The sequence below is a fragment of the Actinoallomurus oryzae genome, assembly GCF_039541955.1.
Taxonomy (GTDB): Bacteria; Actinomycetota; Actinomycetes; order Streptosporangiales; family Streptosporangiaceae; genus Actinoallomurus; species Actinoallomurus oryzae.
In genome coordinates, this window is sequence record NZ_BAABHF010000054.1 from 167,454 (window position 1) to 183,134 (window position 15,681).

Annotated in this window: 11 protein-coding genes and 2 pseudogenes; 7 read left to right on the top strand and 6 right to left on the bottom strand. The window is 67.2% G+C overall.

All coding sequences use genetic code 11. The features are described from left to right. Positions 1 to 536: 536 nt before the first annotated feature. The 3 genes and pseudogenes from ABEA10_RS51535 to ABEA10_RS43525 form a co-directional block, all read left to right on the top strand. Positions 537 to 1,403: pseudogene (locus ABEA10_RS51535) on the top strand (phosphorothioated DNA-binding restriction endonuclease family protein); the annotation flags it as partial. 201 nt (positions 1,404 to 1,604) lie between these two features. Further along, positions 1,605 to 1,756, top strand: a pseudogene (locus ABEA10_RS43520) (IS5/IS1182 family transposase); the annotation flags it as partial. 168 nt (positions 1,757 to 1,924) lie between these two features. Continuing rightward, positions 1,925 to 3,760, top strand: coding sequence for a DUF262 domain-containing protein (locus ABEA10_RS43525; RefSeq protein ID WP_345474348.1), 1,836 nt, complete (start codon positions 1,925 to 1,927; stop codon positions 3,758 to 3,760). Positions 3,761 to 3,892: 132 nt separating this feature from the next. On the opposite strand, the gene ABEA10_RS43530 is transcribed toward ABEA10_RS43525, so the two are convergent. Beyond that, complete coding sequence (locus tag ABEA10_RS43530) at positions 3,893 to 4,336, bottom strand: 3'-5' exonuclease (RefSeq protein ID WP_345474350.1); 444 nt, start codon at positions 4,334 to 4,336, stop codon at positions 3,893 to 3,895. A 92-nt stretch (positions 4,337 to 4,428) separates the two neighbouring features. On the opposite strand from ABEA10_RS43530, the gene ABEA10_RS43535 reads away from it, so the two are divergent. Both ABEA10_RS43535 and ABEA10_RS43540 read left to right on the top strand, forming a co-directional pair. Next, positions 4,429 to 4,938: a hypothetical protein gene (locus ABEA10_RS43535; RefSeq protein ID WP_345474352.1), complete on the top strand. Its 510-nt coding sequence runs from the start codon at positions 4,429 to 4,431 to the stop codon at positions 4,936 to 4,938. 145 nt (positions 4,939 to 5,083) lie between these two features. Beyond that, entirely contained in the window at positions 5,084 to 7,750 is a 2,667-nt protein-coding gene (locus ABEA10_RS43540) for a DEAD/DEAH box helicase (RefSeq protein WP_345474354.1), read from the top strand. 108 nt (positions 7,751 to 7,858) lie between these two features. Here the strand turns inward: ABEA10_RS43540 and ABEA10_RS43545 are convergent, their stop codons facing one another. From ABEA10_RS43545 to ABEA10_RS43560, 4 genes are all read right to left on the bottom strand, one after another. After that, positions 7,859 to 7,990, bottom strand: a complete 132-nt coding sequence (locus ABEA10_RS43545) for an MFS transporter small subunit (protein ID WP_345474356.1) — start codon at positions 7,988 to 7,990, stop codon at positions 7,859 to 7,861. 2 nt (positions 7,991 to 7,992) lie between these two features. Next, a complete protein-coding gene (locus ABEA10_RS43550; RefSeq protein WP_345474358.1) occupies positions 7,993 to 9,372 on the bottom strand; it encodes an L-lactate MFS transporter in 1,380 nt (459 codons plus the stop codon). 63 nt (positions 9,373 to 9,435) lie between these two features. Continuing rightward, on the bottom strand, positions 9,436 to 9,888 hold the full coding sequence (locus ABEA10_RS43555) for a hypothetical protein (protein WP_345474360.1): 453 nt from the start codon (positions 9,886 to 9,888) through the stop codon (positions 9,436 to 9,438). Between the two features lie 72 nt (positions 9,889 to 9,960). After that, positions 9,961 to 11,172: a globin domain-containing protein gene (locus tag ABEA10_RS43560; protein ID WP_345474362.1), complete on the bottom strand. Its 1,212-nt coding sequence runs from the start codon at positions 11,170 to 11,172 to the stop codon at positions 9,961 to 9,963. Positions 11,173 to 11,483: 311 nt separating this feature from the next. On the opposite strand from ABEA10_RS43560, the gene ABEA10_RS43565 reads away from it, so the two are divergent. Together ABEA10_RS43565 and ABEA10_RS43570 are read left to right on the top strand one after the other, a co-directional pair. Further along, the gene (locus ABEA10_RS43565) at positions 11,484 to 12,029 is read left to right on the top strand and encodes a hypothetical protein (RefSeq protein ID WP_345474364.1); all 546 of its coding nucleotides are present in this window, start codon (positions 11,484 to 11,486) and stop codon (positions 12,027 to 12,029) included. Continuing rightward, positions 12,026 to 14,059, top strand: coding sequence for a hypothetical protein (locus ABEA10_RS43570; RefSeq protein ID WP_345474366.1), 2,034 nt, complete (start codon positions 12,026 to 12,028; stop codon positions 14,057 to 14,059). Before ABEA10_RS43565 ends, ABEA10_RS43570 begins: the two co-directional genes overlap by 4 nt. 120 nt (positions 14,060 to 14,179) lie before the next feature. On the opposite strand, the gene pntB is transcribed toward ABEA10_RS43570, so the two are convergent. Next, positions 14,180 to 15,631: a Re/Si-specific NAD(P)(+) transhydrogenase subunit beta gene (gene pntB / locus ABEA10_RS43575; RefSeq protein ID WP_345474368.1), complete on the bottom strand. Its 1,452-nt coding sequence runs from the start codon at positions 15,629 to 15,631 to the stop codon at positions 14,180 to 14,182. Positions 15,632 to 15,681: the final 50 nt, after the last annotated feature.

Genomic DNA, 15,681 nt, shown 5'->3' on the forward strand with positions numbered 1-15,681 from the left:
TCCGTAAAGACCACGTCATTCACCGCTCATACGGTGACCACAGAGGTTCGCCGGTTCAGTGGCGCGGCTTGGTTCGTGAGCGGCCCCAGCGTGTCACTCACCGGCGATGCGAGCACGTTCGCGGCGTCGGGTGTCGTGACGCCGGGATGACAGGCATCGGCCCCTCCGTCCAGACGCATGGCAGGAAGAGATCTGCCATGCCCGCGTTTGCGAACGGCGCAATCGTCGTCTCCTCGTAGAGCGGTCATGACACCCGCCTGATCCTGGCCGTGCTCGCCGTTCTCATCACCCGACTCAAGACTCGTCCGTTCCTGGCCCTGATGCTGGGCTCGGCCGCCCTCTGCGCCGGCGTTCCGGCCAGCCGTACATGCTCGTCGGCATTCCGGCTCTGGCCGGCCTCTCGGTGCTCCACGGTGTCGTCCCCGGGCCGCTGAAGTCCCTGCGGGCCGACCGCTTTCAACAGGTCGGCGGCGTCCGCGCACAGCTGCAGATGGGTCCGCTTCCTCTCGGCTCCGAGCCGTTGGGTGAACTCCTCGATGGTCCACCAAATCTGTTCTCGCTGCGCGACCTGGAGCGGGGCCCCGACCGGCCCGCACGCGCCACGCCATATCTGTCATGTAGCTGGCGTACGGTGCGATCATGGCGCTCTCCGACATCACGCGCGAAGCAGTCCTCGCCGCGATCGCGAGGAATTCGACCGCCTTGGCCGGGACGCCTTCCTGGAGAAGCACGGGTTCGACTCCTCCCGGCGATACTGGCTCCGGTACGACGGAGCGCGCTACGACTCCAAGGCCATCGCGGGAGTCGCCCATGGTCACCTTCCTGGCCGGTCTCCCCTGGCGGCGAAAGACTTCTCCGGCGGCATCGGCCACGCGGTCACCGTTCTGCGCCGTCTCGGCTTCGAAGTGACCAGCGAAGCCGATGCCGACCCGATCGGTCTTCAGACCGCGGGCGAGATCGCGTCGGCCATCGGCGGCCTGCGCTGCGCCTCGGTCGCCGGCAAGCCGATGCTGAAGCAGGCCGTGGTCCTCCTGTGGGCGATCGGCCGCGCCCGCGCCGGCCACGATCGCCTCCTGGGATGGGCCGACACCACCGGCGCGCTGACCCCATTGCTGCAGACGCACCGCCGAGACGGCGAACGCCGCGAGGGCCGGCCGGACTACCCGATCGCCGCGCTGTTCCACGCTGGACTGTGGGACCTGCCCGGCCACACCGACGTTCCTCGTGCTCACGGCGACGCCGCCGTACGGACGTGGTTCGCCGAGCATGCGCCCGACGGCGGTCTCCCATGGTCCGTCTACGCACTCGCCCGCCGATCGGGCACGGCGCGGGTCCGGATGATCGACGCGATCACTACGCGGTTCCTCGAGGACTTCGACGAGAGCGGACTCCTTGCCGCTGCTGGGCTCTACGACGAAGACGTCGCCACCGACGAAGCACCGCCATCCGGAGGCCCCGGACAGGAGACGGCGCCCGGGAGTACCCGTGAGGACTCCAGAGCCGAATACGCCCGCCTGTGCGAACTGGTGACGTGCCGGGAGAGCCGCACGTATGGGCAACGGCGCACCAGGACCGTCAACGACCCGATCCGCATCAGCACCGCCCGCTCCCACGCCCGCCTCCGCCGGCCTGGCGAACGAGCGATCGCCCAGCTCAAGTCATGGGAAATTTGGCCAAGCTCCGCTGCTGTCCCCACCGCGCCGGCCACATCGCCAGAGCTATCCACGTCCTATATATCCGCGAAGCCAACGCATAGTGGAAAGACTCAATGGCTCCGGGGTCGCGCGGTCGCCGATGACGGGTGCCCACAAGCACCCCAGAGCAGAAATCACAGGTCACAAGGAAGCACTCCGATGACCAATACAGCAGCCTCATGTAAGAATGACGATTCGATCGACAAGCCACAACAGAAGCGCTGAGGCTGATGAAGGCGGACACTCACACCCCGGCAGAGATCTTCGGCTCCGACGTTCGATACCTGGTTCCACTGTTCCAGCGGCCTTATGTGTGGAATCGTATCGATCAGTGGGAGCCGCTTTGGCAGGACGTCTCCAACGTCGCCGGGCAGGTCCTTGACGCGAGGCGTGGCCCTTTTGGCGGGCAAGACGTCCCTCCTCACTTCCTCGGCGCAATAGTGCTGGAGCAGCAGTGGGCTGCGACCGCCTACATCCCGGTACGTCACGTGATCGACGGCCAGCAGCGTCTGACGACGCTTCAGCTCCTCCTCGACGCGGCCCAACTGGTCGCCGAGAAATACGGAAACCAGGTCGACGCACGGGCACTGCAGGCACTCGTTCTGAACCGCAAGGATTTGGCACAGGATCCCGACGAACAGTTCAAGGTGTGGCCGACAGACCGAGACCAGGATGCGTTCCGGGCGGTGATGGACAACGAAACGACCGTTCCAGCGGAGTTGGCCTCCAGCAACATCGCTCAGGCACATGATTACTTCGTCCACGAGATCACAGGGTGGGCGGAACCAGATGGTGACCCCGACAAGTGCAAGAAGCGCTTGACGGCGTTGACGCATGCGCTATGTCGGTACCTCAAGCTGGTCGTGATCGACCTAGAGGCAGGGGACAATGCGCAGGTCATCTTTGAGACGCTGAACCACCGCGGGACCCCGCTCCTGGCGGCTGACCTCATCAAGAATTTCGTCTTCCAACTGGCCGCCGGCCAAGACGAGAATCTTCCGGACCTCTATCAGAAATATTGGAAGCCGTTCGACTCCGCTCACTGGCGAAGAGAAGTACGGCAAGGACGCCTCAAACGGCCCTATGTGGACATTTTTATCAACTACTGGCTGACGATGCGACAGCTTCGGGAAGTGCCTGCAGACCGAGTGTTCACTGACTTCCGTGAGATGGTCCGCGTCAGCGAGCTCGCCGCTTGGGAAGTCATGCGAGACCTTGCCAGTGACGGCCAAGTTTACGTGAATCTAGAAAATCTTCCTTGGGACTCGGTAGAAGGCACCTTCTACTACCGCGTTATCAAGACCATGGACACGTCGGTTGTCGCCCCCTTCTTGCTCTGGGTGTCACGCTGGCCGGAAGAGCAGATGCCCATCGAGCAGCGGCATCAAGCGCTGACCTCCGTTGAGAGTTGGCTGGTCCGACGCATGCTCTGCAAGGCGACCACCAAAAACTACAACAGGATCATGCTGGACCTGCTGCAACACCTCGATCGGGTAGGCCCCTCAGCGGCGGGTTCCGAGACCGAGAGCTTCCTCGCATCTAGCAGGGCTGACACGGCTTACTGGCCGAGTGATGAGGATCTTGCCGCAGCGCTTCGAGAGACCCCGATTTACCACATGCTGACACGTGCGCGCCTTCGGATGGTCTTGGAAGCTTTGGAAGACGACATGCGGGGGCCTTGGAGTGAACACCAGCACTGCCCGCGCGGGCAACTGACGATCGAACACATCATGCCTCAGGCATGGACAGAACATTGGGGTGGTGACATCGAAGACGTCAGGGCCTCACTACGGCGTGATCAGCTCGTACAGACGTTGGGCAATCTCACGCTGGTGAATGAACGACTGAATCCTGCCCTATCCAACCGACCATGGACCGACACCGATGCAAATAATCGAAGCTTGCCGAAAGGGAAGCGCCGCCTACTCAGCGAGCACAGCACTTTGAAGCTCAACGCCGAGGTCGTCAACCAGCACGTTAACGCCTGGACTGAGGAAGATATTTTGCGCCGCTCAGCAGAACTGGCGGCACGAGCCACCCGGATCTGGCCATGTCCGGCTCTCTGACGGCATCGAGCCAGAGACGCGTGACCGAACGCAGGTTAGGTGAACGAGATCGAGGATCGGTCCGCCGGGCCATGATCGACATCTACCTGACCGCACAAACGCGAACGCGAATGAAGCCAGACCCGACTTGTGTCATGTGCCTGGGATAAAGGGGCTGGGCTTGCCGTGCCAGGAGATGTACAGGTCGTCCCGAGCGTGGGTGCAGGCGACGAACAGCAACGAACGTTCGGCGAGCATGTCGACCTCGTGCTGCATCCGGTCGACGTCGGCCGGCGTGACGGCGGCCTCGAACGAAAAGGCACGCTCGTTGACGCCGACGGCGGCTACGCAGCGGAATTCCAGGCCCTTCATCGCGTGCATGGTGGCGATGCGCACGCCGTCGTCGGAGAGGTCCAGGGCGTCCTTGAGAAGGAGCGCGGCGGTCATAATGTGGGGCGGCTCGATGGCCAGTTGGACCTGCTGATCCAGCAGTGCCAGGCAGGTCTCCCCGCAGGCCTGCAGGTCCTGTGCCTTGCGGAAGAGGCTGTCGGAGCTCTCCCGCGGCTTGAACCCGCTCCCTTTGTTCCTGAGGGTCACGATCCCGGTCCACGGCGCGGAGGTCCGGGTGAACCGGGGAGCTGCCGCGGACGTCGAACGGGCATGAAAGCCGATGGGCGCGCGAAGCGCCGATGACCGACGAGGAAGTCTTAGCAGCCGCCGAGCGGGTGAGGCGGGCGGCGGACGCTGGGGGCGTCCAGGCGCTGTACTTCGGTCTGCTCTTTCTCGCCATCGGCGTCATCCTCTTCGGTGGCATGCTGACCATGCTGGTGCCTCAGTTACGTGTCGCCCTCGGCCACGGCGATCCGGGGACCTTCACGGCTGAGCGGGTGTATTGCACCAGCGGCAAAGGTCGCTGGTGTAAGTGGCAGGGGGACTTCGTCTCCGCCGAGGGACGGAGCCGGCGGCAGGACGTCCTCATCACGGGGATCGGCACCCGCGACCTGAAACGAGGGTCGCGCGTCGCCGCCATCGACGTCGGATCGTCGCGCGATGTGTATCCGCGGAAGGCCAGGTACGAATGGATCGGCCCCTTGGTCGGACTGTCCGTCGCCGTGGGGCTGATGCTGATCTCCGCCATCGGGTGGCGTTCGTGGTTTCGCACCCGTAGGGAGGCGAGGGGCCGACACCGACGAGCCTGATGCTTCGTCGAAGCACAAGCCGCTGCCGCATTCCTGATGAGCATGACATCGGCGCCGGCCGTGTCCTTGGAGGTCACATTCCCCGTCGCATGGTTCTCCCATACCATCGTTCACGCTGACCCGTCGTCCTTCTCCGTGGCGAGGCATGAACAAAACAGAGCGCGAACAGCTTCGTCACCTCGTAGCGGATTTCAAGCGATGGAGTGAACGGGCCGCGGGCGTACGGGCCTGGCACCACGCCGTCCAGAACGTCGCCGGCAGTGACGAGCAGAATCTGCGCGCACGCAGCCTCCTGATCGACCGGGCGGGCGAGTCCGCCTGGCGGGTGGTGCCCCTCGGCGGGGACGACGCCGGTGTCGTCCGGCGCCTTCGGGAACGCGCGTACCTGCCGGTGACGACACCCGGCGACCAGGCCCTGCTGCGGCTGCTCACCGACGGCGTACCCCGTGCCCTCGCCGACGTGGCCCCCGCGCTCGGCGTACGTCGCTTCTTCAGCGGATCGGAGAAGAAGCGCACGGCCGAAGAGGCAGGTGAGTTCCTGCGCCGCCGGCATCCGATGGTCGTCGGGGGCGACGGACCGCGGCGTCTGGAGCAGCTCGGTGTCTTCACCGCGCCCGTCGACCAGGCGGAACCCGGGTTCGGCGCACTGCTCGATCCAGCCCTTCACTTCGACCTCCTCTCAGGGCCGAATGCTCCGCAGCCCGAGCTCCTCGACCGGTCCGCCGTCGACGGCTTGGCCGAGGCGCTAAGCACCATCGACCGCGTCGTCGCGGGCGAGGCCTCGTACCGCTCGGCCGCGCGCGACGCCGGCCAGCAGGTCCGGGTCGCCGACGTACAACGGATCCTGGCGGAGATGCCGGTCGACGCGTTGAAGGCCGCCACCCGCGAACGCCTCCGGCTGGGCGCGCTCACCCAGGCGGGCATCCGTACGGTGCAGGAGGTGCTGGTCTGGGACGCCTCCCTGCAGACGCTCCCGGGCATCGGGGAGACCTCGGCACGGCACGTGCTCGGGGCCGCGCAGACACTCTGGCGGACGACGTACGACGAGATGCCCGTCCGCATCGACATCGGCGACCGGCATCCGGGAACGACCGAGCTGCTGCGTCGCCTCGCCGAATGGGACGCGTGCCGGCAGACTCGTGGTGCGGCGGCCGACCTTGAGCGTGCGGCCGAGCTCGCGCCGTTGCGTACGGCGATCGGCCGCCGCACGACGAGTCATCTCCTGGTGATCCCGACGAGAACGCTCGCGGCCGCCGGCCTGCGCGAGAGCATCCAGATCGTCGAGCGGCGCGCCGAACTGCTCCGTGCCTCCTCCGTATCCCGCCGCCGGAAGAGCCTCGCCGCGGACCCGTGGGAGGACTTCCTCGCCCGGCCCGCCGACTACTTCGCCATGCTCTCCGAGCTCGGTTTCCTCACCGAGGACGAGGACGCGGTGCACGGCGATCTCCCGGAGGAGATCATCAAGGCCGTACGCGACCAGGCGCTCAGCGGAGAGCACCTGACCGTGTCACTGCGCGGCTACCAGAGCTTCGCGGCCCGCTTCGCACTCGTGCAGCGCAAGGTCATCATCGGGGACGAGATGGGCCTGGGTAAGTCCGTGGAGGCTCTGGCCGTACTCGCCCATCTGCGCAGCCGAGGTGAGACGCGCTTCCTTGTCATCTGCCCGGCCGCGGTGGTGACCAACTGGATCCGCGAGGTGGGCGAGAAGTCGAAGCTTCGGGGGCATCGGGTCCACGGGCCGGACCGCGACCGCGCGGCCCGGGCCTGGGTGCGCGACGGCGGGGTCGCCGTCACGACGTACGAGACCTTGGCCTGGTGGGGGTCGGCGCTGACCGAGGTCCGCGATCTGGCGTGCGTCGTGGTCGACGAGGCGCACTACATCAAGAACCCGGAGGCCCGGCGGACGATCAGGACCAACAACGTCATCGCGCGCTGTGACCGCGCGATCCTCCTCACCGGCACGCCGCTGGAGAACAGAGTCGACGAGTTCCGCAACCTGGCGTCGTACGTCCGTCCCGACCTCGTCGTCGACGCCACGGATCTGTCGCCGAGGACGTTCCGGCGGCAGATCGCGCCCGCGTACCTCCGCCGGAACCAGGAGGACGTGCTGACCGAGCTGCCCGAGCTCATCGAGGTCGAGGAATGGCTGCCCATGTCCGCGGCCGACACTTCCCACTACCGCGCCGCCGTCGGGCGTTCGAACTTCATGGAGATGCGTCAGGCGGCGATGCTCCAAGGGCCTCGATCCGCGAAGGTGCAACGGCTCATCGACATCGTCCGCGAGGCGGAGGAGAACGAGCGGCGGGTCATCGTGTTCTCCTACTTCAGGGACGTACTGGACCTGGTCGCCCGGTCGCTGCCGGGACCGGTGTTCGGGCCGCTGACGGGGTCGGTGCCGGCGAGCCGGCGGCAGCAGATGGTGGACGACTTCTCGTCGGCCGAGCACGGAGCCGTTCTGGTCGCCCAGATCATGGCCGGCGGCGTCGGGCTCAACATCCAGTCCGCGTCCGTCGTCGTCCTCTGTGAGCCTCAGCTCAAGCCCACCACCGAGGCCCAGGCCGTCGCCCGCGCGCACCGGATGGGGCAGGTGCAGTCGGTGCAGGTCCACCGGCTGCTGTCCGAGGACGGCGTCGACCAGCGGATCGTCGAGCTGCTGGCCGGAAAGAAGCGGCTGTTCGACGACTTCGCCCGGGTCAGCGACATGGCCGACTCCACGCCCGAGGCGGTGGACCTGTCCGAGGCCGAACTCGTGCGGCAGGTCGTGGCCGCCGAACGCCAGCGCCTCGCCGAGCGCGCCTCCGCCGGGAGCTGAGCCTCAACGCGCATAGCCTCCAATGCGGGAGGTGGGGCCTCAGCTACATCTTTGGCATAGGCGACGAGACGGTCTGGAGTGCGGCCGGGAGGCCGGTGGCTCCCAGGCTCAGCCGTTGAACAATTGTGCGACCTTCCGTATCAGCTCGAAGACGCCATAGAGGAACGGCAGGGTCACCCATGCCCAGGCGAGGATCATCAACGGAATGCGGTTCGTCCGATCCTGTTCGGTGGCGGCCATGGTCATTCCCCCTTGCCGGCCGACGCCGGTGCCTGTTCCGGCGCTTCCATCGGTGTCTCGTGGTGCTTGGTGTGGACCGGGCGTACGAGTTCGTTGGCGATGAAGCCGATCACCAGCAAGCCGATCATGATGTAGATCGACTCCGTGTAGAGCGCCGGACCGGTCTTGCCGGCGTTCTTCTGCGCGTCGGCGATGCCGTCGATGATCAGGGGTCCGGCCACACCCGCGACGGACCAGGCGGTGAGCAGGCGCCCGTGGATGGCGCCGACCTGGTAGCTGCCGAACAGGTCCTTCAGATAGGCGGGAATCGTGGAGAATCCAGCGCCATAGAAGGACAGGATGACCACGGCGCAGATGATGAACACCGGCTTGCCGGCGTTCTGGGTCAGCGCGATGATCAGATAGATCAGCGCGCCCGCGCCCAGGTAGAAGCGGTAGATGTTCTTACGGCCGATGACGTCCGAGAAGGCCGACCAGCCGAGCCGCCCGAGCATGTTGCTCAGCGACAGCAGGGCGACGAAACCCGCTGCCGCACTGGCGGACACGGGCGCCGAGGTGTGGGCGAAGAAGTCGGTGATCATCGGCGCGGCCTTCTCGAGGATGCCGATACCCGCGGTCACGTTCAGGCACAGCACCACCCACAGGCACCAGAACTGCGGGGTGCGCAGCGCGTTGCGCGCCGAGACGTTCGCGTTGGTGACCAGTGGCTTCTCGGCGACCTGCCGGGGGTCCCAGCCGGCCGGGAGCCAGTCCGGTGCGGGCACGCGCACGAGCAACGCGCCAAAGGACATGAAGACCGCGTAGACGATGCCGTGGACGAGGAACGTCTCGGCGATACCGCCCTTGTCGGTGCCGAAGGACGACAGCATCTGGGTCGACCACGGGGACGCGATCAGCGCGCCGCCGCCGAACCCCATGATGGCGATGCCGGTCGCCATACCGGGCCGGTCGGGGAACCATTTGACGAGCGTGGAGACCGGTGAGATGTAGCCGATGCCCAGGCCGATCCCGCCGACGAAGCCGTAGCCGAACACCACGAGCCAGTACTGCGACAGCGCCATTCCGAGCGCGGAGATGAGGAATCCGGACGAGAAACAGGCCATTGACACGAACATGGCCCAGCGCGGCCCTTTGCGCTCGACCAGCGTGCCGCCGAACGCCGCAGACAGGCCGAGCATCACGATGGCGAGCTGGAACGGCAGCGCGCTGCCTTTCCCGGAAAGGTTCATCGAGGATTCGAGCGGCGGCTTGAAAACGCTCCAGGCGTACGCCTGGCCGATGGAGAGATGGATCGACAATGCCGCCGGCGGAATCAGCCAGCGGCTCCACGAGGGGGGCGCGACGGTACGGGACCGGTCAAAAAAGCCTTCACGGGTGCTCACGCTGGGTTACCTCCAGGTGCTCCTACCGGAGTCAGGCATACGGTATACAAAAATGGCTGAACTTTAAACCTTTGCTCTGTGGCCGAGGACGTTGGCCGGCGGCGTCGAGGACGTACGCTGGCGCCCCGTGGAGTCGCGGGTCAGGCGGTAGGCGATGCGTGCTCGCAGCAAGGCGAGCACGCCGCGGACATCGGGATGCGCGAGCAGGACACGCGCGTGGGCGAGCCGGGTCACGTCGGCGGCGCCGGCGCCGGCCAGCGGGCGCGTGAGCAGGTCCCCGAGCTGGCGCTGCCAGAGGGAGCGGCCCCGGAGCGTCCCGCTGGCCCGGGGCAACGGAGACTCGTCGCCGTTGAAGTGCCGGTCTGCCAAGGCCGCGACGTGAGTCCCGCCTGAGGCGGTGAAGCCGTACCCGGGCAGCGTCTTCTCGATGAAGCCGCCGTCGCCGTCCGGGACGGTGTCCGGGTAGTCGTACTCCCCGTCCGGCCTGCCGAGTCGGCCTTCGGTTGCCTCGTCCACAACGAGACCCGTACGGCGTGACGTTCCGCTCGCGGAGGAGCTGTACGCGGTCGTAAGGCGGCCGCGGACGGGCTACTCCAGGTCGGCCTGCCAGAGGTCGGGGCCGAAGACCTCGTAGTGGATGTCGTCAGATACGACGCCGCGCGTGAGGAGCGAAGCTCGCAGGGCGCGCATGAAAGGCATCGGGCCGCACAGGTAATAGATCGCGTTCTGCGGCAGGTCGACCGCCGAGAGGTCCATGGTGCCGTGGAAGACCCCGTTCACCGGTTCGATGCTGTGTGCGCCCTTCTCGTACCAGACGTACAGCTCCGCGTGCGGCAGTTCGACCACGTCGTTGACGACCTGGCGGCGCAGCGGGAAGGCGGCCTCCTCCAGGTCGGCGTGGAGCATCGTGATCGGCAGCCTGGACTCGGCCCTTGCAAGGTGGGAGAGCATCCCGGCCATCGGGGTGATCCCGATTCCCGCCGAGGCGAAGACCACCGGCCGGCCGGAGTCGTCCAGCACGACGTTTCCGTACGGGAGGGACAGCGTCAGGATGTCGCCCACGTCCACCGAGTCGTGCAGGAGTGTCGACATCTCACCGGGCGGTTTGCCGTCGCCGCCGTGGACTCGCTTGACCGAGAACTGGCGGTGCGCGCCGTCGTCGGCCCTTGTCAGGCTGTACTGGCGTGGCTGGAGGATGCCGTCCGGCATCCGCATCCGGACGGTGACGTACTGGCCGGGCAGTGAGGTCTTCACCAGGCGGTCGTCGATCCGCTTCACCACGAAGGTGACGACGTCCTGGGTCTCCCGGAACTTCTTCTCGACCTCCCATGGCCGCCACACGGTGTCGGGTGTGACCCCGCGTGCGCCGTAGAGGCCGCGCTCCTCGTGGATGAGGCTGTGGGCCATCAGCCAGTAGACCTCGTTCCAGGCCATGGCGACCTCCGGGGTGACGGCCTGCCCCAGGGTGTCGGCGATCGCCCACATCAGGTGGTGATTGACGATCTGGTATTGATCGGGGCGGATGCCGAGGGACGCGTGCTTGTGCGCGATCCGGGAGAGCAGGTGCTCCGGCGTCTCCTCCGGGACCTCCAGCAGTTTGGTGGCGAACGCCGCCACCGAACCGGCCAGCGCCCGTTGCTGCTCCCCGCTCGCCTGGTTCCCCCGGTTGAAGGTGCCGTCCAGGAGCTCGGGATGAGCGCTGAACATGTGTTCGTAGAAGCGCTTGGCGATCTCACCGATGCGCTCGGCGACCACCGGGAGCGTCGCCGCGATGACCTGCCGAGATTTCTCTGAGAGCATGACGGCCTCCCCCAACGGGGATCTGGTGCCTTGCGGGCCGCCGGGCAGTGCCTACGGCGGGTGTCGAGCCGGTGGCCGGATCCGCGCCATCTCTCTATCGACCCTAACCGAACAGGGCCGCTCACCAGCGGCTTCCCACGTAGAGGCCCGTTGGGCGCGGATTCCCGCGGCGACCTCTTGGCGCTCTCCAGGAAGTGTGAGAAGACGTAGAACGTGAGCGTCTCAGCGGAGGCGTGGGCCCGTCTCGTCTCGGCCGGTGACGTCCGGCGTCACGAGCCGGGCCGGGTCCTGCCGTTCTACCGCTCGACGCGATGCCACGCCTGATCCATCCGTTCTCGGATCGCCTGCAGGAGACTCTCGCCGACTCGGCACCGCGGCTGCGCGCCCGTGGACTGAGCCTCCGGCTCAGGGTCGCTTTCCACGCCGGACTCGTCGACGACGAACACCCGGTCACGGCAGGCATTTCGACCGCCACCAACGACGTCAGCCGGCTGCTGGACTGTGATCCACTGCGAGCGGCGCTGCGGGACAGCGATCCCGGCGTCACGTTCGCCGCCATGGTCCTCTCGCAAGAGGTGTTCGAGATGTTCGTCCGCGCCGGGCGCACCGGCCTGCAGCCGAGCCGGTTCACGCAGGTACGGGCGAAGGTCAAGCAGTTCGACCGACCGGCCTTCCTGTACGTCCCGAAGCCGTCCCGGCGCGAGAACCCGGATGACGCGCCCACCCCGGTCCCGGGACCTCGCCCCTCGGCGCCGACGGGCGGGATCTCGATGGGTGACGTTTCGGTGAGCGGCGACGGTACGAACAACGTCATCGGCAACCAGGTGAGCGGCGGCATCAGGCAGGACCGGTCATGACAGTGCCGCACTGGGGTCCGTACGTCGGGGACGTCGACATCGACGGCGACGACACGATGAACGCGGTCGGCAATCAGGTCAACGGCGACCTGGTCCAAAAGCAGATCAGGTTCGTACGCGGAAAGCCGTCGTGGTATCTCGGCGCTGAGGAGATCACGGATCGGCTGGCCTCCTACGTACCGGCGCTGAACCACGATGTGATCGAGAAGACGCTCGAAGCCAACCACGCGATCATCCTCTTCGGCCCGGCGGGCTGCGGTCGCCAGACCACGGCCATCGCCGCCATCGGACATCTACGGCCGGGCATCCGCATTCGCTGGTTCTCCCTGGATCAGGAGGACGCCGAAGAGATCGATGTGAAGGGTCCCTGCGGCTATCTCGTCCGCGCCGCCGACGGCGGGCTCGAGCGTCTCGGGCGATGCGTCGACGCCGTACGCGCCACCGGCGGGTACCTGGTGGTCATCGGGCACGATGAGGCGGATCAGCTCAAGATCACACCGCCTCTGCAGTGCGTGCGGGTCGAGCCTTCCCACCCCGTGCAGGTCTACCGGCGTCGGGTGGCCCGGCGGGGTCTCACCCACTGGTCGGACTGGGAGAAGGCCGCCGCGCTGCTCGAAGACGCCCTGCCCTCCGAGGCGCGGCGCCTGGCCGACCTCGTCGAGTTCGCCGATCGGCGCGGTGGTGACATCGCGGAACAGCGGGAGGAGGTCGCGAGCGAATACCGGGGCTGGACGGATGAGCTGCGCGGCTGGTTCGCCGAGCACCGGGAGCCGCACCAGCGTGCGCTCCTCGTCGCGGCGGCGACGCTCGCGCCGGCGGCCGAGGAGACGGACGTCTACTCCGCCGCGTCGTCTCTCGCCCGGCGGCTGAAGGTGACGATGAACGGCGGTGGGCTCGTCTGGTGTCCCGTGACCAGCGTGCGGGCGCTGCTGAGGGCGGACCCCGCCGAGGGCCGCATCGTCTTCCGCCGCCACGGTTATGCCGCGTCGGCGTTACGCCACGCGTTGGCGGACTATCCCCTGGCGCGCTCCGACGTGGTCACCTGGCTGGCGAGCCTCCCCACGGACACGTCCGTTTCGCACCGGTCGCCAGAGCGACTCGCCGAGACCTTCGCGGATCTGGCCGCCGGTCACGGCCTGGCCGGCCACATCACCGAGGCGTCGGAGCAGTGGGGCGAGGAGAAACACGCCGATCTGGCGTTCATCGCCCTGTCCCGGACCTGCCTGCACCCACTCGTCGGCGGAAGGGTCCGTCGCGCCCTGTACGACTGGTCACGGACGCAGAGCCTCCCGCAGACACTGAAACTCACGATCGCGCGGGTCTGTGAGCCGCTGGGGCAGGTGTACCCCTCCATCGCCCTGACCCGGCTCAAGCACCTCGCGACGTACGGCAATCCGCAGGTCAGGCGGGAGGTAGTCGCGGCCGCGGTGAGCCTGGCGGATTCCGGGAGCGCACACGAAGTGCTCAAGGCGGCGCTCGGCTGGTGCGCGGAGAGCAACACCGAGCGTCTGTCGATGGCGGCGCGGCGACGCCGGATCCGCGCCGGGGCCATGCTCTTTCTCGAACTGGCGAGCCGGACGTCGCCGTCCGGCATGCCGACGCTGCTGTACGGCGACGGAGCGATCGACCCCCTGGACTGTGTACCGGCGTGGCGGGCGATTCTTCATACAACGGACGACGGACGAGGCACCGCGCTGGTGGAGACCGTCCGCCAATGGCTGGACGCCGCCCTGCTCGCCCCTCGCCTACGCGGGCGGATCGCCGCCGCGTTCGTCGACGCGGCACGCCTCGCTGGGGCGTCGTTCGGTGGTGCGACGGTCTTCGGCCCGGTCGGCGCAGGCACGCTCGCGGCCGAAGTCATGATCGAGCTGGTGCGTCGCTGGGCGGCCACCGACCCCGGGAATCCCGTGCGCAGGAGGATCAAGGAGGACATCGTCATCCCGCTCACCACGCCGTGGTGGCTGCGGCTGCTGAAAATGATGTACGTATGGCTGCGGACGCTGGTGGTGAACCTCCGAGATCAACGGTGAGCGACGACTCCGGCATGGGCGCATTCGACAATGTGCGCCCAGGGTGAGTTCCGGGCGGACGATCGCCGCGGCCGTGGCTCGCGGGGAGTCCAGGCGTCACCGGCCTCGCGCTCATGGAGCCTAGGCGACCGGATCGAGCGCTCGGCCTCTCAGCTGGTCCGTCTGTGTCGACAGGGCCTGGAGGATGTCCTCGACGCGGGCCTTGGCGTCGCCGAAGAGCATCTGGCTGTTCTCGCGGAAGAAGAGAGGGTTCTGCACCCCGGCGTAGCCGACCGCCATCGAGCGTTTGAAGACGATGACGTCCTTGGCCTCCCAGACCCGCAGCACCGGCATGCCGGCGATGGGGGAATCGGGGTCCTCGGTGGCGGCCGGGTTGACGGTGTCGTTGGCGCCGATGACCAGGACGACATCGGTGTCGGGGAGGTCGTCGTTGATCTCGTCCATCTCCAGGACGATGTCGTAGGGCACCTTGGCCTCGGCGAGCAGCACGTTCATGTGCCCGGGCAGGCGTCCGGCGACCGGGTGGATGCCGAAGCGGACGGTGACGCCGCGCTCGCGCAGCTTCCTGGCCAGCTCGGCCACCGGGTACTGCGCCTGGGCCACGGCCATGCCGTAGCCGGGGGTGATCACCACCGACGAGGCGTCGCGTAGCAACTCGGCCGCGCCGGAGGCGTCGATCTCGCGGTGTTCGCCGTAGTCGGTGTCCTCGGCCGGTCCGGCTTCGATGCCGAAGCCGCCGGCGATGACGGAGATGAACGAGCGGTTCATCGCCTGGCACATGATGTAGCTCAGGTAGGCACCGGACGAGCCGACCAGCGCACCGGTGACGATGAGCAGGTTGTTGTCGAGCAGGAAACCCGACGCCGCCGCGGCCCAGCCCGAGTAGCTGTTGAGCATCGACACGACCACCGGCATGTCGCCGCCGCCGATGGAGGCGACCAGGTGCCAGCCGAGGGCGAGCGCGACCGCGGTGACGGCGATCAGCAACGGCAGGTTCGGTGAGTGGACGAAGAAGACGGTGAGCACGACGAACGTGGCCAGGGCGCCGAGGTTGATGTAGTTCTTGCCCGGCAACATCAGCGGGGCCGACTTGATCCGCGCCGACAGCTTGAGGTTGGCGACGATCGATCCGGTGAAGGTGACGGCACCGATGAAGACACCGATGAACACCTCGGCGTGGTGGATGCGCAGCAGCGGTCCGGCGAATTCGCGCTGACCGCTGTTGTGCTCGACCGAGTAGTAGCCATCCCAGCCGACCAGCGCGGCGGCCAGGCCGACGAAGCTGTGCAGCAGCGCGATCAGCTCGGGCATGCCGGTCATCTCGACGACCCGGGCCCGCCACAGGCCGATGCCGGCGCCGACGACGATCGCGACGACCAGCAGCACGACGGCCACGGCCCGCGCGTGCTCGGTGGCGACGCCGATGGTGGCGGCCAGAGCGATGACCATGCCCGAGATGCCGAAGACGATGCCCTGCTTGGCCGTCTCGTGCCTGCTCAGGCCAGCGAGGGACAGGACGAACAGCAGCGCGGCGACGATGTACGCCCCGTCGGCGATCGAATGAGTACTCACTTTGACGCCCCCGTGGTGTTTCCGGCGGTAGAAGGGTCCGTGGTCGATGA